Annotated in this window: 20 protein-coding genes; 15 read left to right on the top strand and 5 right to left on the bottom strand. The window is 69.9% G+C overall.

What is annotated here, in order from left to right; genetic code table 11:
- Nucleotides 1–3: 3 nt before the first annotated feature.
- The gene (locus ABT254_RS13455) at nucleotides 4–570 is read right to left on the bottom strand and encodes a hypothetical protein (protein ID WP_351468033.1); all 567 of its coding nucleotides are present in this window, start codon (nucleotides 568–570) and stop codon (nucleotides 4–6) included.
- 283 nt (nucleotides 571–853) lie between these two features.
- Here ABT254_RS13455 and ABT254_RS13450 point away from each other — a divergent pair, with 283 nt between their 5' ends.
- The 8 genes from ABT254_RS13450 to ABT254_RS13415 all read left to right on the top strand — a co-directional run bounded on the left by ABT254_RS13450 (nucleotide 854) and on the right by ABT254_RS13415 (nucleotide 10879).
- A complete protein-coding gene (locus ABT254_RS13450) occupies nucleotides 854–2695 on the top strand; it encodes an APC family permease (RefSeq protein WP_351468030.1) in 1842 nt (613 codons plus the stop codon).
- A 15-nt stretch (nucleotides 2696–2710) separates the two neighbouring features.
- Entirely contained in the window at nucleotides 2711–2956 is a 246-nt protein-coding gene (locus tag ABT254_RS13445; RefSeq protein WP_351468027.1) for a hypothetical protein, read from the top strand.
- Entirely contained in the window at nucleotides 2953–3042 is a 90-nt protein-coding gene (gene kdpF, locus ABT254_RS13440; RefSeq protein WP_016434100.1) for a K(+)-transporting ATPase subunit F, read from the top strand. The genes ABT254_RS13445 and kdpF overlap by 4 nt, the downstream gene beginning before the upstream one ends.
- A gap of 8 nt (nucleotides 3043–3050) precedes the next feature.
- Nucleotides 3051–4715, top strand: a complete 1665-nt coding sequence (gene kdpA / locus ABT254_RS13435; RefSeq protein WP_351468024.1) for a potassium-transporting ATPase subunit KdpA — start codon at nucleotides 3051–3053, stop codon at nucleotides 4713–4715.
- On the top strand, nucleotides 4712–6844 hold the full coding sequence (gene kdpB, locus ABT254_RS13430; RefSeq protein WP_351468021.1) for a potassium-transporting ATPase subunit KdpB: 2133 nt from the start codon (nucleotides 4712–4714) through the stop codon (nucleotides 6842–6844). Before kdpA ends, kdpB begins: the two co-directional genes overlap by 4 nt.
- Before the next feature lie 5 nt (nucleotides 6845–6849).
- The gene (locus ABT254_RS13425) at nucleotides 6850–7518 is read left to right on the top strand and encodes a potassium-transporting ATPase subunit C (protein WP_351468018.1); all 669 of its coding nucleotides are present in this window, start codon (nucleotides 6850–6852) and stop codon (nucleotides 7516–7518) included.
- Nucleotides 7519–7650: 132 nt separating this feature from the next.
- Nucleotides 7651–8334, top strand: coding sequence for a response regulator (locus ABT254_RS13420; protein ID WP_351468015.1), 684 nt, complete (start codon nucleotides 7651–7653; stop codon nucleotides 8332–8334).
- 1 nt (nucleotide 8335) lies between these two features.
- Nucleotides 8336–10879, top strand: coding sequence for a DUF4118 domain-containing protein (locus ABT254_RS13415; protein ID WP_351468012.1), 2544 nt, complete (start codon nucleotides 8336–8338; stop codon nucleotides 10877–10879).
- A 5-nt stretch (nucleotides 10880–10884) separates the two neighbouring features.
- Here the strand turns inward: ABT254_RS13415 and ABT254_RS13410 are convergent, their stop codons facing one another.
- Nucleotides 10885–11451: a universal stress protein gene (locus ABT254_RS13410; RefSeq protein WP_351468009.1), complete on the bottom strand. Its 567-nt coding sequence runs from the start codon at nucleotides 11449–11451 to the stop codon at nucleotides 10885–10887.
- Nucleotides 11452–11727: 276 nt separating this feature from the next.
- Between ABT254_RS13410 and ABT254_RS13405 the strand changes: the two genes are divergently transcribed.
- The 5 genes from ABT254_RS13405 to ABT254_RS13385 all read left to right on the top strand — a co-directional run bounded on the left by ABT254_RS13405 (nucleotide 11728) and on the right by ABT254_RS13385 (nucleotide 15441).
- Nucleotides 11728–12063, top strand: coding sequence for an SAV_915 family protein (locus ABT254_RS13405; RefSeq protein WP_351468006.1), 336 nt, complete (start codon nucleotides 11728–11730; stop codon nucleotides 12061–12063).
- A gap of 14 nt (nucleotides 12064–12077) precedes the next feature.
- Complete coding sequence (lysA, locus tag ABT254_RS13400) at nucleotides 12078–13412, top strand: diaminopimelate decarboxylase (RefSeq protein WP_351468003.1); 1335 nt, start codon at nucleotides 12078–12080, stop codon at nucleotides 13410–13412.
- A gap of 266 nt (nucleotides 13413–13678) precedes the next feature.
- Nucleotides 13679–14086: a hypothetical protein gene (locus ABT254_RS13395; protein WP_351468000.1), complete on the top strand. Its 408-nt coding sequence runs from the start codon at nucleotides 13679–13681 to the stop codon at nucleotides 14084–14086.
- A gap of 306 nt (nucleotides 14087–14392) precedes the next feature.
- Nucleotides 14393–14728, top strand: coding sequence for an ArsR/SmtB family transcription factor (locus tag ABT254_RS13390; RefSeq protein ID WP_351467998.1), 336 nt, complete (start codon nucleotides 14393–14395; stop codon nucleotides 14726–14728).
- The gene (locus ABT254_RS13385) at nucleotides 14719–15441 is read left to right on the top strand and encodes a cation efflux transmembrane domain-containing protein (RefSeq protein ID WP_502971970.1); all 723 of its coding nucleotides are present in this window, start codon (nucleotides 14719–14721) and stop codon (nucleotides 15439–15441) included. Before ABT254_RS13390 ends, ABT254_RS13385 begins: the two co-directional genes overlap by 10 nt.
- Nucleotides 15442–15509: 68 nt before the next feature.
- Here the strand turns inward: ABT254_RS13385 and ABT254_RS13380 are convergent, their stop codons facing one another.
- Nucleotides 15510–16892, bottom strand: coding sequence for an NAD(P)-binding domain-containing protein (locus tag ABT254_RS13380; protein WP_351467992.1), 1383 nt, complete (start codon nucleotides 16890–16892; stop codon nucleotides 15510–15512).
- A 180-nt stretch (nucleotides 16893–17072) separates the two neighbouring features.
- On the opposite strand from ABT254_RS13380, the gene ABT254_RS13375 reads away from it, so the two are divergent.
- Nucleotides 17073–17441 (top strand): ArsR/SmtB family transcription factor, encoded by a 369-nt coding sequence (locus ABT254_RS13375; RefSeq protein ID WP_351467990.1) that lies wholly within the window; start codon nucleotides 17073–17075, stop codon nucleotides 17439–17441.
- A 35-nt stretch (nucleotides 17442–17476) separates the two neighbouring features.
- Entirely contained in the window at nucleotides 17477–18016 is a 540-nt protein-coding gene (locus ABT254_RS13370; protein WP_351467987.1) for a DinB family protein, read from the top strand.
- A 169-nt stretch (nucleotides 18017–18185) separates the two neighbouring features.
- Here the strand turns inward: ABT254_RS13370 and ABT254_RS13365 are convergent, their stop codons facing one another.
- On the bottom strand, nucleotides 18186–19481 hold the full coding sequence (locus tag ABT254_RS13365; protein WP_351467984.1) for an NRAMP family divalent metal transporter: 1296 nt from the start codon (nucleotides 19479–19481) through the stop codon (nucleotides 18186–18188).
- Complete coding sequence (locus ABT254_RS13360; RefSeq protein WP_351467981.1) at nucleotides 19478–20143, bottom strand: magnesium transporter MgtE N-terminal domain-containing protein; 666 nt, start codon at nucleotides 20141–20143, stop codon at nucleotides 19478–19480. The genes ABT254_RS13365 and ABT254_RS13360 overlap by 4 nt, the downstream gene beginning before the upstream one ends.
- Nucleotides 20144–20177: the final 34 nt, after the last annotated feature.

Genomic DNA, 20177 nt, shown 5'->3' with positions numbered 1-20177 from the left:
CGCTCACTCCAGGCCGGAGGCTTTGAACACGGCGCGGGCGGTTTCGCGGTCCACGCGGCGGGAGATGTGCCGCAGGACGGTCACACCGCACAGCAGCATCCCTTCGGCTGTGGCCTTCCGTACACCCTCGTTCAGACGGGACCACAGCCGCGGATTGCGCACCAGGACCTCGGGGTCGATCTCGACGCGGCCCCCCAGCGCGTCTCGCAGCACGATCCGTTGGGAGATGCCGTCCAGGCAGCGGACCGACACCAGCAGATCCGTCCGCACCCGCTGCTCACGCACCAACCGGCGGGAGGCCAACCAGTTCGCGCCCGCGGACACCCGGTCCGGATACAGCAGAACGAACAGCAGCCCCGCGAGCGCGAGCCACAACGCGGCACGCCACATGGCGAACCGCCCCGAACCCCAGTCGACCAGGAGAAGGAGGGCGAGCAGTATGCCCGCACAGCGGACGGCGCTCCACAGCTCCTGTATCCACTCGAGGTCGTTCGTCGCCACACCGGATCCATCGGGCTCCTCCGTGTGCGCGTCGAGCGGTCCTCCGCGCGCGTCGTCACGGCGTCCCATGGAGCCGACGGTAGTGAGCCAGGGAATCCGATCGGTACACCTTGACGCGGCTCTGACGGATATCCAGCGGAATCCCTACTTCTCGACCACGACGCGACTGTCAGGGCGCTGCCATCCGGAAGTCGTGCACGTCACACGCCCGTCAATGTTCCGTCAAGGTCGGCCGGTTGGGCGCGAAGAAGCCGCAAGGAACCGTCGGACGTGACCGGAAACGGACAGAACCTGGACGCAGTCGCGCACACCAGCCCTCGTGCGCGGCCGAGGCAAGAAGGAGCCCGCATCCATGTCCGTCCTGACCACCGAGCCGAACGCCGTCCCCGCCGGCGAGGAGCCGCCTGATACCGGTGAACGCCACCGGCTCACCGCCGTCACGGGCCTGGCCGCCCTGTCGCTGGACGCGATGGCGTCGGTGGCCTACGGCCCCGAGGCGATCGTCCTCGTCCTGGCGGCCGCGGGCGCCCATGGCCTGGGCTTCACGATGCCGGTCACGCTGGCCATCGCGGGTCTGCTGGCGGTGCTGGTCGCCTCGTACCGCCAGGTGATCGCGGCGTTCCCGGACGGCGGCGGCTCGTACGCGGTGGCGAAGACGCATCTGGGCGCGCGTACGAGCCTGGTGGCTGCTGCCTCCCTGGTCCTGGACTACGTCCTCAACGTCGCCGTCGCCGTCACAGCCGGCGCGGCCGCCCTGACCTCGGCCTTCCCAGCTCTCTTCGACGACCGGCTGTGGCTGTGCCTGGCGGTGCTCGCCCTGATCACCGCCGTCAACCTGCGCGGGATCGTGGAGTCGGCCAAGGCGTTCATCGTGCCGACGGTCGTCTTCGTCGGCTCGATCTTCGTCCTCATCGCCGTCGGGCTGTTCCGCTCCCACCCGGTGAGCACGGTGACCGCGGACGGGCATGCCTCGGTGCTCGCCGACAACGCTTCCACCGTCGGCGCCCTGCTTCTGCTGAAAGCCTTCGCTTCCGGCTGTGCCGCACTGACGGGCGTGGAGGCCATCGCGAACGCCGTCCCGTCCTTCCGGGTCCCGCGGGCCAAGCGGGCCCAGCGCGCGGAGGTCGCCCTCGGTGCCGTCCTCGGTCTGATGCTGATCGGCCTGTCGGTGCTCATCGGCCGCTTCCACCTCCAGCCGGTCGAGGGCGTCACCGTCCTCGCCCAGCTCGCCGACGCCTCGCTCGGCCACAACTGGGCCTTCTACGTCATCCAGTTCGCGACGATGATCCTGCTGGCGCTGTCCGCGAACACCTCCTTCGGCGGGCTGCCGGTGCTGCTGAAACTGCTGGCCCGTGACAACTACGCGCCGCACGTCTTCGCCCTGAAGGCCGACCGGCAGGTCCACCGGCACGGCGTCCTCGCGCTCGCGCTCGTCTCGGCGACCCTGCTGGTCTTCTCCGGCGGCGACACCAACACCTTGGTCCCGCTGTTCGCGATCGGCGTCTTCGTCGGCTTCACCATCGCCCAGGTGGGCATGGTCCGGCACTGGCGTCTGGAGCGGGGGACGGGCTGGCGCGGCAAGGCGCTGCTCAACGGCTTCGGTGCGCTGCTCACGGGTGTCGCGACCGTCGTCGTCACCTTGGAGAAGTTCGAGGACGGCGCCTGGCTGATCGTGATCGCCCTGCCTCTGCTCGTGGTCGCCTTCGAGACCGTGCACCGCGCCTACGGCCGGATCGGCGAACGGCTCGGCCTCGGACGCATACCGGAAATCCCGCACCGCGAGCGCTCGCTCGTGATCGTGCCCGTCTCGACCCTGTCCAGGCTGACCTCGGAGGCCCTGACGGCCGCCGCCTCCCTCGGTGACGAGGTGCGCGCGGTGAGCGTGTGCTACCCGGACCCCGAGGACCGGGCCGCCCTGCACGCCTTGGAGCGTGCCTGGGCCGCATGGGACCCGGGCGTCCCCCTCGTCCGGCTGACCTGCGAGCGGCGCAGCCTGGGCCGTCCGATCGCCGCCTACGTCCGCGACGTGTCGGCCGCCGAGCCGGGCACGCGCGTCACGGTGCTCATCCCGGAGACGGAGCCGGAGCGGCTCTGGCAGCGGCTGCTGCAGAACCAGCGGGGCGCGGTCGTCGCGCACGCCGTGCGGCAGGAGACGGACGCGGTGATCTGCCGCCTCCGCTTCCGGCTGCTGTGAGCCGGGTCACCGGTCGTGACGGCCGCCTACTCGCAGGTATGGATCACGGGGCGTAAGAGTCCCGTCAAAGCCGTCAGCGCCGCCGTAAGAGAGCCGTCAACGGGCGTCCCGATCCGGCCAAAGAGGCGCTTTCCTCTACTCGTCCCTGTTCATCGAACCTCACTCCAGGAGTTCGCGATGGCCGATCTGGCCTTCGTCCTCGCCACGATCGCGGGTTTCGCGCTGGTGGCCCTCGTCGCCAAGGGGGTGACCAAGCTGTGACCGCCGAGAACATCGTCGGCCTCGTCGTGGCCGTCGCCCTGCTGGGCTATCTCGTCCTCGCCCTGATCTTCCCGGAGAGGTTCTGAGCCAAGACATGGGTCCCGTACTTGCAGGCGTCCTCCAGCTGCTCGCCCTGATCGGCGCGCTGGCCCTCGCCTACATTCCCCTCGGCAACTACATGGCCCGGGTCTACTCCTCGAAGCAGCACCTGCGCGTCGAGAAGTGGATCTACAAGGGCATCGGTGCCAACCCGGACACCGAGATGACCTGGCCCGCGTACCTGCGCGGGATCCTCGCCTTCTCGGCCGTCGGCGTCCTCTTCCTCTACCTCCTCCAGCGCCTGCAGGGCATCCTGCCCGGCTCGCTCGGCTTCTCCTCGGTCAACCCGGCGCAATCGTTCAACACGGCCGTCTCGTTCGTGACGAACACCAACTGGCAGTCGTACTACGGCGAGCAGACCATGGGGCACGTCGTGCAGACCGCCGGTCTGGCCGTGCAGAACTTCGTGTCCGCGGCCGTCGGCATCGCGGTGGCAGTGGCCCTCGTGCGAGGGTTTGCGCGCTCCCGTACGGGCGAGCTCGGCAACTTCTGGGCCGACTTGGTGCGCGGCGTCGTACGCATCCTGCTGCCGCTGTCCGTCGTCGCCGCGATCGTGCTGGTCGCCTGCGGCGCCATCCAGAACTTCTCCGGGATCCACGAGGTCGGCCAGTTCATGGGCGGCCACCAGCAGTGGAACGGCGGGGCGGTCGCCTCCCAGGAGGCCATCAAGGAGGTGGGCACCAACGGCGGTGGTTACTTCAACGCCAACTCGGCCCACCCCTTCGAGAACCCCGGCCCGTTCACGAACCTCTTCGAGATCTTCCTGCTGCTGGTCATCCCGTTCGCCCTGACCCGCACCTTCGGCGTGATGGTGGGCTCGGTGAAGCAGGGCTACGCCATCCTCGCCACGATGTTCACCATCTGGCTGGGCTTCGTCGCCCTGATGATGTGGACCGAGTTCGCCCACCACGGACCGGCGCTCCAGGCCGCGGGTGGCGCATACGAGGGCAAGGAGGTCCGCTTCGGGATCGGCGGCTCGTCGATCTTCGCGGTGTCGACCACGCTCACCTCGACCGGTGCGGTGGACTCCTTCCACTCCTCCTTCACCGGCCTCGGCGGCGGCATCACCATCCTGGGCATGCAGTTGGGCGAGATCGCGCCCGGCGGCACCGGCTCCGGCCTCTACGGCATGCTGATCATGGCGGTCATCGCGGTGTTCATCGCCGGTCTGATGGTCGGCCGTACGCCCGAGTACCTGGGCAAGAAGATCGGCACCCGCGAGATCAAGCTGGCCGCCTGCTACATCCTGATCACGCCGGCGCTGGTGCTGATCTTCACGGCGGCCTCCATGGCGCTGCCGACGCCGCCGCACTCGATGCTGAACTCGGGTGCGCACGGGTTCTCCGAGGTGCTGTACGCGTTCACCTCCGCCGCGAACAACAACGGCTCGGCCTTCGCCGGCCTGAACGCGAACACCGACTGGTTCAACACCATGACCGGACTCGCCATGCTGCTGGGCCGCTTCCTGCCGATGGTGTTCGTGCTGGCGCTGGCCGGCTCGCTCGCCGAGCAGAAGCCCGTCCCTGAGACCGCAGGCACGCTCAGGACCGAAAAGCCTCTGTTCACCGGCCTGCTGGTGGGCGCGATCCTCATCATCACCGGTCTGACCTACTTCCCGGCGCTGGCGCTGGGTCCGCTGGCCGAGGGGCTGGCGTCATGACAACCGACGTAACGAAGCAAGAGGACTCGATGTCCACAGCCACCCCGACCCGGGCGCCGCACAGCGACGTACCCACCGGGCACAAGCCCGCCGAAGGACGTGTCGGCGCGGGCCTCTTCGACCCGAAGCAGCTTCTCAAGTCGCTGCCGGACGCCTTCCGCAAACTCGACCCGCGGGTGATGGTCAAGTCCCCCGTGATGTTCGTGGTGTGGATCGGCTCCGTCCTGACCACCGTCTTCTCCTTCAAGGACCCGGGCGACTGGTTCGGCTGGGCGATCAGTGCCTGGCTGTGGCTGACGGTGGTCTTCGCCAACCTGGCGGAGGCGGTCGCCGAGGGCCGCGGCAAGGCGCAGGCCGACACGCTGCGCAAGGCCAAGACCGACACCGTGGCACGGCGGCTCGTGGGGGACTCCGAGGAGCAGGTGCCCGGCACCGAGCTGAAGATCGGCGACCTGGTGGTCTGTGAGGCCGGCGACATCATCCCCGGTGACGGTGACGTCGTCGAGGGTGTCGCGTCCGTCGACGAGTCGGCGATCACCGGTGAGTCGGCGCCGGTCATCCGCGAGTCCGGCGGTGACCGTTCGGCCGTCACGGGCGGTACGAAGGTGCTGTCCGACCGGATCGTCATCAAGATCACGACGAAGCCGGGTGAGACCTTCATCGACCGGATGATCAACCTGGTGGAGGGGGCGGCCCGGCAGAAGACGCCGAACGAGATCGCTCTCAACATCCTGCTGGCGTCTTTGACGATCGTCTTCCTGCTGGCCGTGGCCACGCTGCCGCCGTTCGCCGACTACGCGGGCACGCATCTGACGATGGTCGTGCTGGTGGCGCTGCTGGTATGCCTGATCCCGACGACGATCGGTGCGCTGCTGTCGGCGATCGGTATCGCGGGCATGGACCGCCTGGTCCAGCGCAACGTCCTGGCCATGTCCGGCAGGGCGGTCGAGGCCGCCGGTGACGTGTCGACCCTGCTGCTCGACAAGACCGGCACCATTACCCTCGGCAACCGGCAGGCCGCCGAGTTCGTGCCGGTCAGCGGGACGACGGAGGCAGAGGTGGCGGACGCCGCCCAGCTGTCGTCGCTGGCCGACGAGACGCCCGAGGGCCGCTCCATCGTCGTACTGGCGAAGGAGAAGTACGGGCTGCGGGAGCGGCACCAGGGTGAACTAGAGGGCGCCGAGTGGATCGCCTTCACCGCTCAGACCCGCATGTCCGGCGTGGACGTCGACGGCCGCAAGGTCCGCAAGGGTGCGGCGGGTTCGGTCATCGCCTGGGTCCAGGAGCGGGGCGGCACGGTCGCCGAGGACGCCGACACCGTTTCCAACCGGATCTCAGAGGCCGGTGGCACCCCGCTGCTGGTGGCGGTCGAAGATGCCGACGGGGCACGGGTGCTGGGCGTCATCTACCTGAAGGACGTCGTCAAGGAGGGCATGCGGGAGCGGTTCGACGAGCTGCGCCGGATGGGCATCAAGACCGTCATGATCACGGGGGACAACCCGCTGACGGCCAAGGCGATCGCCGAGGAGGCGGGCGTCGACGACTTCCTAGCGGAGGCCACTCCCGAGGACAAGATGGCGCTCATCAAGCGGGAGCAGGCGGGCGGCAAGCTCGTCGCGATGACCGGTGACGGTACGAACGACGCGCCCGCGCTGGCCCAGGCGGATGTCGGTGTGGCGATGAACACCGGTACGTCGGCCGCCAAGGAGGCCGGCAACATGGTCGACCTCGACTCCAACCCGACCAAGCTGATCGAGATCGTCGAGATCGGCAAGCAACTGCTGATCACACGGGGTGCGTTGACGACGTTCTCCATCGCCAACGACGTCGCGAAGTACTTCGCGATCATCCCGGCGCTGTTCGCGGCCGTCTACCCGGGCCTGAACGACCTCAACATCATGGGCCTGTCCTCGCCGGACTCCGCGATCCTGTCCGCGGTGATCTTCAACGCGCTGATCATCATCGCGTTGGTGCCGCTGTCCCTGAAGGGCGTGCAGTACCGGCCGGTGAGCGCGGACAAGATGCTGCGGCGCAACCTGACCATCTACGGCATCGGCGGGCTGATCGCGCCGTTCATCGGCATCAAGCTCATCGACCTGCTCATCTCCCTCATCCCCGGGATCGGCTGATCGCCATGAACAACTCCGTAACCAACACAGCCCGGTTGCTCGGGGCGGGCCTGCGGGCACTGCTCGTGCTGACCCTCGTCACCGGCGTCATCTACCCGCTGGTGGTCACGGGCGTGGCCCAGGCGCTGTTCCACAACAAGGCGAACGGCTCCGAGATCAAGTCGGGCGGCAAGGTCGTCGGCTCCTCGCTGATCGGGCAGTCGTACAACCTGCCGCTGAAGAAGGGCCAGCAGACCCCGGACCCGGACCTCAAGTGGTTCCAGGGCCGTCCGGCCAACGGGCTCGGTGCCAACAGCGTCAACACGCAGTACAAGCTGCTGCTGTCCGGGGCCACGAACCTGTCCGCCGACAACAAGGACCTGATCAAGCAGGTCGAGGACGCCAAGGCCGCCGTCATCAAGGACAACTCGGTGGCCGGCTACACGGTCAAGGCGTCCGAGGTGCCCGCCGACGCGGTCACGTCCTCCGGCTCCGGCTTGGACCCGGACATCTCCCCGGCCTACGCCGACCTCCAGGTCCACCGGATCGCCGAGAAGAACGGCGTGACCGTCGCCCAGGTACAGAAGTTGGTCGACGAGCACACCGACGGCCGTACCCTCGGCTTCATCGGCGAGCCTCGCGTGAACGTCCTCGAACTCAACATCGCGCTCAAGGACCTCGTAGCGAAGAAGTGACGGCCTTACGAGACCCAGAGGGGAGCCGACGGCCGGGAAACCATCCCGGATCCGCCGGCTCCCACCGCCATGAAGTCGGTCCCCCGCTGACGGCGCGCACGGCCCGACGTACAACAGGAGAGGCACACACCCATGACCCGGGTGCTCGTGGTGGAGGACGACCCGCAGCTGGTACGGGCCCTCGTCATCAACCTGCAGGCGCGCAAGTACGGAGTGGACGCCGCCCCCGACGGCGCCACGGCCCTCAGGCTCGCCGCCGCGCGGCAGCCCGATGTCGTCATGCTCGACCTGGGCCTGCCGGACATGGACGGCGTCGACATCATCAAGGGCCTGCGGGGATGGACCCGTGTGCCGATCCTGGTCCTGTCCGCCCGGCAGGGGTCCGACGAGAAGGTGGCCGCGCTCGACGCGGGCGCCGACGACTACATCACCAAGCCGTTCAGCATGGACGAGCTGCTGGCCCGGCTGCGGGCGGCCGTCCGCCGCACCGAGGACACGCCGCTCGTCCCCGAGACGGTCCTCGTCGAGACGGCGGACTTCAGCATCGACCTGCTCGCGAAGAGAGTCGTCCTGGGCGGGCGGGACGTGCGGCTGACGCCGACCGAGTGGCACCTGCTGGAGATCCTGGTGACCAATCCCGGCCGGCTGATCACGCAGAAGCACCTCCTCCAGGAGGTCTGGGGGGTCACCCAGAGCAACAAGACCAACTATCTGCGGGTTTACATGGCTCAGCTGCGCCGAAAACTGGAGACGGACCCTTCCCACCCCCGCTATCTGATCACCGAGCCCGGCATGGGCTACCGCTTCGAGGGATGACATGGCACGCGGCAAACTTCGGATCTACCTCGGTGCGGCACCGGGCGTCGGCAAGACGTACGCGATGCTCTCCGAGGCACACCGCCGTATCGAGCGCGGTACGGACTGCGTGGTCGCCTTCGTGGAACACCACCACCGGCCGCGCACCGAGGTGATGCTGCACGGCCTGGAGCAGATCCCGCGCAAGGAGATCGAGTACCGGGGCACCACCTTCACCGAGATGGACGTCGACGCCGTCCTGGCCCGCGGGCCCCAGGTGGCCCTGGTCGACGAACTCGCCCACACCAACATCCCCGGCTCCCGCAACGCCAAGCGCTGGCAGGACGTCGAGGAACTGCTGGCCGCCGGTATCGACGTGGTCTCGACCGTCAACATCCAGCACCTGGAGTCGTTGGGCGACGTCGTCGAGTCGATCACCGGGGTACGGCAGCGGGAGACCGTGCCGGACGAGGTCGTACGGCGAGCCGATCAGATCGAGCTGGTCGACATGTCGCCGCAGGCCCTGCGCCGCCGTATGGCACACGGCAACATCTACAAGTCGGACAAGGTCGACGCGGCTCTCTCCAACTACTTTCGGCCCGGAAACCTCACCGCCCTGCGGGAGTTGGCGCTGCTGTGGGTGGCCGACCGGGTCGACGCGTATCTCAACGAGTACCGCAGCGAGCACCAGGTCTCGACCATCTGGGGTTCGCGCGAGCGGATCGTCGTCGGTCTGACCGGCGGCCCCGAAGGGCGGACGCTGATCCGGCGGGCCGCCCGCCTCGCGGAGAAGGGCGCAGGCGGCGAAGTGATGGCCGTCTACATATCCCGCAGCGACGGGCTCACCGCCGCCTCCCCGAAGGAACTCGCCGTCCAGCGCACCCTCGTGGAGGACCTCGGCGGCACCTTCCACCAGGTCGTCGGCGACGACATTCCCGTGGCCCTGCTGGACTTCTCGCGCGGGGTCAACGCCACCCAGATCGTGCTCGGCGTCTCGCGGCGCAGGAGCTGGCAGAACATCTTCGGTCCGGGTGTCGGTGCCACGGTCGCCCGCGACTCCGGGCCCGACCTCGACGTCCACCTCATCACCCATGACGAGGCGGGCAAGGGCCGCGGACTGCCCGTGGCGCGCGGAGCACGCCTGGGACGCTCCCGGGTCATCTGGGGCTGGCTCGTCGGTGTGCTGGGCCCCGTCCTGCTCACCTGGCTGCTGACCAGCGCCATCCCGGACGTCGGCCTCGCCAACGACATGCTGCTGTTCCTGACCCTGACGGTGGCGGCGGCGCTGCTGGGCGGCCTGTTCCCGGCACTGGGCTCCGCAGCGGTGGGCTCCCTGCTGCTGAACTGGTACTTCACCCCGCCCGTCCACACCCTGACGATCGACGACCCGAAGAACATCGTCGCCATCGCGATCTTCGTCGGGGTGGCCGTGTCGGTGGCCTCCGTCGTCGACCTCGCGGCCCGGCGCACCCACCAGGCGGCGCGGCTGCGCGCCGAGTCGGAGATCCTCTCCTATCTCGCGGGGAGCGTCCTGCGCGGCGAGACCTCGCTGGAGGCCCTGCTGGAACGGGTGCGGGAGACCTTCGGCATGGAGTCGGTGGCCCTGCTGGAGCGGACCGGCGAAACGGCCCCCTGGACCTGTGCCGGCAGTGTGGGTTCCGGGCCCGCCGAGCATCCGGACGACGCGGACGTCGACGTACCCATCAGCGACCACATGGCCCTGTCCCTGCGTGGCCGCGTGCTGCCGGCCGCCGACCGCCGGGTGCTGGCCGCGTTCGGCGCGCAGGCCGCCGTCGTCCTCGACCGCCAGCGGCTGCAGCGTGAGGCGGACCGCGCCAAGGAGTTGGCCGAGGGCAACCGGATACGCACGGCGCTGCTGGCCGCCGTCAGCCACGACCTGCGCACCCCGCTCGCCGGCATCAAGGCCGCTGTGACCTCGCTGCGCTCCGACGACGTCGAGTGGTCCGAAGAGGACCAGACGGAACTCCTCCAGGCCATCGAGGAGGGCGCCGACCGGCTCGACCTCCTGGTGGGCAACCTGCTCGACATGTCCCGCCTCCAGACCGGGACCGTCACCCCCATCATCCGCGAGACCGACCTCGACGAGGTCGTGCCCATGGCGCTCGGCGGAGTGCCGGAGGACAGCGTGGAGTTGGACATCCCCGAGACGCTGCCGATGGTCCACGTCGACCGGGGGCTGCTGGAGCGGGCCGTCGCCAACGTCGTGGAGAACGCCGTCAAGTACAGCCCGCCCGGCGAGAAGGTCCTGGTGTCGGCGAGCGCCATCGCCGACCGGGTCGAGGTCCGGGTCGTCGACCGCGGACCCGGCGTCCCGGACGAGGCCAAGGACCGCATCTTCGAACCCTTCCAGCGCTACGGCGACTCACCCCGCGGCGCGGGTGTCGGCCTCGGCCTCGCGGTCGCCCGCGGCTTCACCGAGGCCGTCGGCGGCACGCTGCACGCCGAGGACACGCCCGGGGGCGGCCTCACCATGGTGCTCGCCGTACGGACGGCCCCCGAACGACTGCCGCAACAGCCAGACCTGCCGGCCGCGACCACGTCCTGAAGCGTTCAGGCGCCGGGCGGCACGGTGTCGAACTCCCGCTCAAGTCGCCCGGTGTCCAGCCGCAGCCGCAGGAGGTTCCGGCGGTGTGCGGTCTCCAGCGCTGCCTGGAGCGGGGACGGTGGCACCGCGACGACAGGGCAGCCAGCGTGGGCCAGGCAGTAACGGCTGACTGACGGCCAGAACGCGCGGTGCAGCCAGCCTCGCCGTCCGGTGCCGACCACGATCACGTCGCGCTCCTGGTCGGCGAGCTGCACCAGCACCCGTCCCGGGGTGCCTCGGGCGACGAGGGCCTGCCCAGGCAGCCCGGAGTCCGTGCCGCCGAACACGTCACGCAACGCCTTGAGCAGCCTCTCCCGCGCCATCCGCTCCCACTGAGGGACCATGACGGCTGCAGCCGGGGACCTGCGGGCCGCGAGGTCACCGCCGGGCGGCTCCCAGGCCAGCACCGGCCAGAGCTCGGCGCCACGGCGCCTGGCCTCTTCGGCAGCCCGGACCAGGGCGGTGAGACTGCCCGGCGAACCGCTCACTCCCACCACGAGGCGAGCGGTCGACGGCAGGTGGAACTCGGACATTGGATCCTCCTCGGAACGCCTCCATCTCACCCCCGTTCCGAGGCTTCCGACCACCCTTCGCGCCACTTCTTGGCGCCCTTCTGACGGCCTCTTCCACCCCCTTTCACCAGCAGCGTCAGCGCTCCGTCAAGGTCGTCCGGATCGACGTCAGCGTCCCGTCAGGGCACTTCCGGGAGCCGGGGACACCGGGCATAACGTCGAAGGCGAGCCCTGGTCCGCCTCCCCGCGTCCGGGGCCTTCAAGACCACTCGCTCCCCGCCCCTCCGGAGGCATTCCATGACAGAGCTTCCCTACGACGAAGACCCCGAGCCCTCCGATCGGTTCCCGGCCGGACTCCTGTACGTCCCGGTCCGGCCGGGCCCCTCCGGCTGTGCGGCCCGGCTCTTCCGCACCCCGCTCGGCGACCGTACGGCCGTCGGCTTCACCTCCGCACAGCGCCTGACCGCCACGCTCGGCTCCGACCAGGCGTGGATCCGCCTCGCCGAGCCGGCCCTGCGCACACTGACCGCCCCGCTCGGCATCACCACCATCACGGTGGACCCGCAGTTCTCGGCATCGGCTCCCGCACCGGTCGAGCCCGCCATTCCTGTCCCCGCGCTGCGGATCGCCTGAGAGGGGCGCACACGATGACCACTGTTCACGAACCCACTGCCACTACTGCGTCCGCCGCACTGTCGGTGTGGCCCGCCTCGACCACCGAGCCCCGTCCGGGCGACCTCGCGGTGAGCGGCGTACCGCTCGCGGAGATCGCCGACCGCTTCGGCACCCCCGTCTACGTCCTCGACGAGGCCGAGGTCCGCGACCGCTGCCGCACCTACCGGGATGCCTTCCCCGAGGCCGAAGTCCTGTACGCGGCCAAGGCGTTCCTGTGCCGGGCCATGGCCCACTGGGTCGAGGAGGAGGGGCTCGGCCTGGACGTCTGCTCGGCCGGAGAGCTCGAACTCGCCGTCACCACCGGCTTCCCGCCGGAGCGGATCACCCTGCACGGCAATGCCAAGTCCCCGCGCGACCTGGACACTGCCTTGCGTCTGGGCGTCGGCCGTATCGTCATCGACAGCCCGTCGGAGATCGCCCGGCTCGCCGCGGCCGTCGGACCCGGCGGCCACCAGAAGGTGATGGTCCGGGTGGTGCCCGGCATCAGCGCCGGCGGCCACGACAAAATCCGCACCGGCACGGACGACCAGAAGTTCGGCCTGTCCATCGCCGACGGCTACGCCCAGCACGCCATCGCCCGCATACTCGACCAGCCGCAACTCGAACTGACCGGTCTGCACTGTCATTTGGGGTCGCAGATCACGAGCGTCAAGCCGTACATTGCCGCTGTGCGCCGCATGGTCGGCCTGATGGCCCGGCTGCACGAACAGTACGGCCTGGTCCTGCCCGAACTCGACCTCGGCGGCGGACACGGGATCGCCTACCGCCCCGGCGAGCAGGCCCTGGACCTGACGTCACTGGCCCGTAGGGTCGGCACCGAACTCACCGACGCCTGTGCGACGGCCGGACTCCCCGTACCTCGCCTGATCATCGAACCGGGACGGGCGATCGCGGGCCCCGCAGGCATCGCCCTGTACCGCGTCCTGTCCGTGAAGCGCTCGGGCGACACCGTCTTCGTCGCCGTGGACGGCGGCATGAGCGACAACCCGCGCCCGGCCCTGTACGGCGTCCGATACGCCCCCCGCCTCATCGGCCGGAACGGCCTCGCCGACCCGGCCCGAGTGACGGTGGTGGGCCGACACTGCGAGGCCGGAGACATCCTGGCTGCAGACGTCGAACTCCCCGGCGACGTACGCCCCGGAGACCTGCTGGCCGTGCCCGTGGCGGGTGCGTACCACCTGTCCATGGCGTCCGGATACAACCTCGTCGGCCGCCCACCGGTGGCCGCGGTACGTGACGGCTGCGCCCGTCTCCTCGTACGCCGCGAGTCCCTGGACGACATCCGCAGCCGCGACGTGAGCCTGTAGCCCGCGCCAGCGCTTGATCGTCGAGGTTGCCCCAGCGACCGTGAGCTCCCGGGCCGGCCGGTCTTCCCTCACCCACGCCACCGACCCGCCCGGGCCTGTATTGGAACCGAGCGGTGGATTGGGGCCGAGGCCAGGTGGTCGGACCGTCGGCGACCGCCGATCCCGCGCTGTCCGGATCCAGCGGCACCGCGTTCTTGGCTCCTGCGGTCGGCGGCATAGTGGAAGCCAGGACAGACAGTCCTACGCGATGCGATCGGGGCGCCTCTGTGGACGACGTGGAATTCGCCGAAGGCTTGGAGACGGTACTTCGGGACCTCCGGGCGCAGTGCGCGGTGCGGCCGCGCATCCGCGTGGACGACAAATACGGGATCATGCTCCATGCCCCGGACGGCTCGGGCCAGGGCCTGACTTCGCCGCAGGGCGGCACCGCCGCGGAGCGGCTGGCGAACCTCGCGGATCAGGCCCAGGAATGGGCGGTGGAAGCGCTGTGGTCCGAGGGCGCACCGGCGGTATGGCCGAACTGCCCGGCCCACCCGGACACGCATCCCCTGACGGCGACGGTCGTGGCGGACACAGCGGTGTGGGCGTGCCCGAAGACCGGAGCGACGGTGGCCCGGATCGGGGAACTGGCGGGTCGGCCGTCACTGCCTTCCACTGCGCCTGCCGGTTCGTGACGTCTCATTGGCGGGGATGCTCCGGTCGTGCGAGGTGAAGAGCGTTCGTCGGTCTCTGTGGTCGATGCTCCTGCGCCTGGGAGCGCGGCAGACCTTTCGGGAGACGACCGAGGTGATGCCGACGGGCATCGAAGGGGCCAACTGCTGGATGCCGACTGACGCGCGGCCTGTGCCCGCAGGGCGATCGTGCCGGCGCCGTGCACACCCTCGACCGGGCCGTGCACCCCACTTGCCCGTTGCGGGGCAGGTTTACCGCGTTGACGATCCAGGCTTTCCTGAATTCAGGAATCTATGTACTGTCGTGCTGTGCTGACTGTTGCCTCCGACATCGACGTGCTGGCCCGGTTCGGTCGTGCGCTCGCCGACCCCATCCGTTGCCGGGTCCTGCTTGCGCTGCGGGAGGCGCCGGTCTATCCCGCCGATCTCGCCGATGCCCTCGGCATCTCGCGGACCCGGCTCTCCAACCACCTCGCCTGCCTGCGCGACTGCGGTCTGGTGGTCACCGTGCCTGACGGCCGCCGCACCCGTTACGAGCTGGCGGACGAGCGTCTCGGTCACGCGCTGGACGACCTTCGCGCCGCTGTGGTGGCTGTCGAGACCGACCGCACCTGTGCCGACGCCGACGAGAAGGGATGCTGCTGATGACCGCGATATCCCTCGGCCCGTCCCCGGCCCGCCGGGATGCGCTCGCCCGCCGGATACGTCTTCTGGCCGCGGCGACCATCTCCTACAACGTCGTCGAGGCGATCGTCGCCATCACCGCCGGCACGCTCGCCTCCTCCACCGCCCTGGTCGGCTTCGGCCTGGACTCGGTCATCGAGGTCTCCTCCGCTGCCGCGGTGGCCTGGCAGTTCTCCGCCCGTGAGCACGCAGTGCGCGAGGCGCGAGAGAAGACAACCCTGCGGATCATCGCGCTGTCCTTCTTTGCGCTCGCCGCCTACGTCGCTGTCGATGCCGTCCGCGCGCTCACAGGCACAGGGGAGGCGGAGCGCTCCATTCCCGGCATCGTGCTCGCCGCCCTCTCTCTCGCGGTCATGCCGTTCCTGTCAACAGCTCAACACCGCGCGGGCCGTGAACTCGGTTCCGCCAGCGCGGTCGCCGACTCCAAGCAGACCCTGCTGTGCACGTACCTCTCGGCCGTGCTCCTGGTCGGCCTGGTCCTCAATGCCACCCTCGGCTGGTCCTGGGCCGACCCCATCGCCGCCCTCGTCATTGCCGCCGTTGCCACGAAGGAAGGCCGTGACGCCTGGCAGGGCAAGGGTTGTTGCGCGCCCTCCTCGGTAGGGGGCCCGGCCGTCGACGCTGAGGCGGCTGCCGCGTGCGGCTGCCGCTCAGGCTGCGATTGCTGCAACTGACTGTCCGTAGAAGCGGAGGGGCCCTGATCCTCCGTATGACTGCGAACCGCCTTGGGCGGATGGGGCGTTCAGCAGCCACCAGAGGTGGCAGGGGCACCGATGTCGATCTGCAGAGTGGCCGGGGCGGCGCAGCAGCCGCCGCCTTCACCGCTCTGGGCGGCGTCGGGGGCGTCGAACAGGCCCGCGCCGCCGCAGACTCCGGTCTCAGGGAGGGTGAGTTCGACGCGTTCGGCGGCCTCCTGGTCGCCCGCGATGGCGGCGGTGATGGAGCGGACCTGCTCGTAGCCGGTCATGGCGAGGAAGGTCGGGGCGCGGCCGTAGGACTTCATGCCGACCAGGTAGACGCCCTGCTCGGGGTGGGAGAGCTCGTTCACGCCGTGCGGGTAGACGGTGCCGCAGGAGTGGACGTTCGGGTCGATCAGCGGGGCCAGGGCGGTGGGGGCCTGGAGGCGTTCGTCGAGGCCGAGGCGGAGTTCGGAGAGGAAAGACAGGTCGGGGCGGAAGCCGGTCAGGACGATGACCTCGTCGACCGGGTCGAGGCGGCGGCCGCCTTCGGCGATGAGGACGAGCCGGCCGTTGCGGTCGCGTTCCACGGCCTGGGTGCGGAAGCCGATGGCGGCGCTCGCGTGGCCGGCCTCGACGGCTTCCTTGGCGCGCAGGCCCAGGGCGCCTCGGGCGGGGAGCTGGTCGGCCTCGCCGCCGCCGTACGTGTTCGCGCCGATGCCGCGCCGCAGGATCCACACCGCGTGCGTGCCGTCCTCCTCCTTCGCGAGGTCGGCGAGGAGGGCGAGGGCGGTGAAGGCGGAGGCTCCGGAGCCGACGACGGCGGTGCGCTTGCCCGCGTAACGGGCCCGTACGGCCGGGTCCTTCAGGTCCGGGACGCGGTAGGAGATGCGGTCGGCGGCCGACTTCTCGCCGAGGGCGGGCAGGCCGTCGGCGCCCATCGGGCTCGGGATGGACCAGGTGCCGGAGGCGTCGATGACGGCACGGGCGGTGATCCGCTCCTCGTGGCCGTCGGCGGACTGGAGGTGCACGGTGAAGGGCTGCTCGTCGCGGCCGGCGTCGACGATGCGGTCTCGGCCGGTGCGGGCGACACCGGTGACCGTCGTGCCGTAGCGGACCGTTTCGCCGAGGACGTCTGCGAGCGGCTGGAGGTAGCGCTCGGCCCAGTCGCCGCCGGTCGGGTAGCCGGAGGCGTCCGGGCGGACCCAGCCGGTCGGAGCGAGGAGCTTCTCGGCGGCCGGGTCGATGAGCTCGCCCCAGGTCGAGAAGAGACGGACGTGGGACCAATCGCGTACGGCGCTGCCAGCTGCCGGGCCGGCCTCCAGGACCAGGGGTTCGATGCCGCGCTCGACGAGATGGGCGGCGGCGGCCAGTCCGATCGGGCCGGCTCCGATGACCACGACGGGCAGCTGGTCGGTGGTGAGCACGCTGTTAGTGGACGCAGCCACGAGGATCCCCTTTGTTTCGACGTTTGTCGATGTCTTGTGCGGCCAGGATGGCACCTGAATCGACAAGCGTCAACATAGACATTCATCGAATTCCCAGGCGAGGGTCGCCTGGCCGTGCGCCCCTCGCCTGGGGTGAACCGCCCCTCGCCATTCTGGTTCGACGTATGTCAACATAGATGCATGTCGAATACGACGGCGCTGCCACTCCTGGAACCCGAGGTCCCCGATGTCGTGGTGCCGTGCTGCCCTCCGCTCACCGAGCGACCGCTGACCGCCGACGAGGCCGAGAAGACCGCCCGGAAGTTCAAGGCACTCGGCGATCCGGTCCGGTTGCGGCTGTTCTCGCTGGTCGCCTCGCACGAGGGTGGCGAAGCGTGCGTGTGCGATATCTCCGACGTCGGGGTCTCCCAGCCGACGGTCTCCCACCACCTGAAGAAGTTGAAGGAGGCCGGGCTGCTCACCTCCGAACGGCGCGGCACCTGGGTGTACTACCGGGTGGAGCCATCGGTGGTGGCCGCGATGGGGCAGATGCTCAGCGGCCTGGGCTGAACCGACTGGACGGGCCGCGGGCAGGGGTGAGTCCGATGAGCAACGCAGTTGTTGACCGTCAGGCGATCCACGAGGAACTGGAGCGCACCCGTGCGACGTTCCACCGACTCCTCGACGACGCCACCGGGGCCGACCTGCGCGGGCCCACCGACGGCACCCGCTGGACCAACGAACAGATGCTGTTCCACATGCTGTTCGGCTACATCCTGATCCGCCCGCTGCTGGTCCTGCTGCGGATCTTCGGACGACTCCCGCTTGGCGTCAGCCGGGGCTTCGCCCGACTTCTGAACACCGGCACCAGGCCCTTCGACGTCGTCAACTACCTGGGCCCGGTCGGCGGGGCGCGCGTGTTCGGACGCCGCCGGATGGGTTGGGCCTTCGACCGCGTGATCGCCTCACTGCACCGCCGCCTCGACGCCGAACGGGAGCCCGATCTCGCGCTCGGCATGCACTATCCGACCCGCTGGGACCCGTTCTTCCACGACGTCATGACCATCGCGGACCTCTACCGCTACCCGACCCGGCACTTCGACTTCCACCGCCGACAGCTCACCCTGGCCGACGAGCACCGCTGACACGGGAAGTGCCAGTCCTGCCGGCCGGAGCGCGCTGTCAGGGAACGGGCTGAGGGTCGAGGGCGATCAGTACGACCAGGGTGGTGATCCAGGTGAGCAGCGCGGCGGCCACGAGGTAGGGCCCGTACTTCTTCATCGTGGAACCTTCTCTTCGTGTACTGGGGCCGGGTCAGCCGAGGCCGAACCAGCCGAGGACGGTCTGGATGAGCAGGATCGTGGACATGCTGCCGACGCCGACGACCACGGCGGTGGCGGCGATGCGGTAGCGGGGCCCGTTGGCCGCCGTGCCGAGCACGGAGCGGCGGTTGGTGAGTACGAGCAGGTAGACCAGGACGACGGGGTTGATCAGGCCCTGCAGGACCTGGGTGCCGATGAGGAGTTGGATGACGTCGACCGGGGTCATCGCGACGGCCGCACCGAGGACGATCTGCGCGGTGAACAGGCCCAGGAACAGGGGTGCGTCGCGGAAGCTGCGGGAGACGGAGCGTTCCACGCCTGCCGCCTCTCCTATGGCATAGCTGGCCGAGAGGGGCACGACCGCGCCGGCGAGGGCGGAGGCGCCGATCAGGCCCAGGGCGAAGAGGAGTTCGGCGTTCTGGCCGGCGACCGGTTTGAGGGCCTCGGCCGCCTGGGCGGCGGAGTTGAGCGGGCCGGTGCCGCCGATGGCCGATGCGGTAGCGATGATGATGGTCAGGCTGATGATGCAGGCGAACACCGCGCCGAGCACGGCGTCCGCGCGGATGAGCTTGTAGTCCTCCGGCTTCGCGCCCCTGTCCACGACGCCTGCGGCGGCGTAGAACTGCATGTAGGGGCTGACGGTGGTGCCGATCAGGGCGACCGCGAGCAGGATGAAGTCCTTGCTGGGCTCCATGTGCGGGATGACGAGGTGGTGGCCGACATCGGCCCAGTGCGGGTGGCCGAGGATCATCGCGATGGGATAGGCGAAGAACGCCAGCGACATGATCAGGAAGATGCGCTCGGCCCATCGGTAGGAGCCGAAGAGGACGAGCGACCAGAGCAGGATCGCGGCCGGCGGGATGACCGCCCACTTGGGCACGCCGAGGAGTTCGAAGGCGGCGCCGATGCCCGCGAACTCGGAGACGACCAGGCCGGTGTTGGCCAGCAGCAGGCAGAACACCGCGAGCGCGGTCAGGCGGAGGCTGAACTGTTCGCGGATCAGGGCGCCGAGCCCTTTGCCGGTGTGGGCGCCGAGGCGTACGGCCATCTCCTGGACCATGACCAGGGCGATGGTGACCAGCACCATGAAGAACAGCGTGCCGTAGGTGAATTGGGAGCCGGCGGAGGCGTAGGTGGCGATGCCGGCGGCGTCGTTGCCGGCGTTCGCGGCGACCAGCCCGGGACCGGCGATCGCGGCGATCACCGCGAGGCGGCCCAGCCCCCGGCGTCGGGAGACGGGGGCAGTGGCGGGCGCGGCCGTGGAGGTGTCGAGGTCGCGGGTGGTCACTGCAGGAACCTCCGGAAGTGCAGGCGCCCGCGCTCGGGCAGCAGGGTGTCGAGGACGTCGTCGGCGAGGATGCGGCCCAGCGGGCGGCCGGTGTCGTCGACGACCAGGAGGGAGGACACACGCGCGGCCACCAACTGCTCGGCCGCCTCAGACAGCCGGGTGTCCGGATGCACGGTCACCGGCGGGCCGAACTGGGCCAGCCAGCCTGTCAGTTCGCCGACCTTGGTGGCGTCCTCGGCCACCGCCAGGTCGAACAGGGCGACGTCGGCGACCAGCCGCCCGTCGTCGTCCACCACGGCGATCGCGTCGATCTCGGTGCGGTGCTCGGCCTGGGCGGCCAGCACCGCCCGCACCTCGGTGATGCTCTGCTCGCTGCGGGCGGTGACCAGGAGCGTGGTCATGGCGCCGCCGGCGGTGCCCTCCGGGTAGGCAAGCAGGCGGCGCAGGTGCCCGGCCCGTGCGGTGGGCATACGGTCCAGCAGGCGCTCGCGCTCGTCGTCGTGCAGGTCGCGCAGCGCATCCACCGCCTCGTCCGGCTCCATCGCCTCCACCAGCTGGGCCGCGTGCTCGGGTTCGGCCTCGCGCAGCAGGTTCTCCAGCTCGGCCGGTTCCATCTCCTCGAGCGCGTCCGCCGCGGCGGCGGGTTCCAGCATGTGCAGCAACTGCTGGCGCTCGGCGCGGCCGAGGTCTTCCAGA

The sequence above is a fragment of the Streptomyces sp. NPDC001137 genome, from assembly GCF_040298885.1.
Lineage (GTDB): Bacteria > Actinomycetota > Actinomycetes > Streptomycetales > Streptomycetaceae > Streptomyces.
Note: the sequence above shows the minus strand (reverse complement) of the source record. Positions and strands in the feature narration are given on the sequence as shown.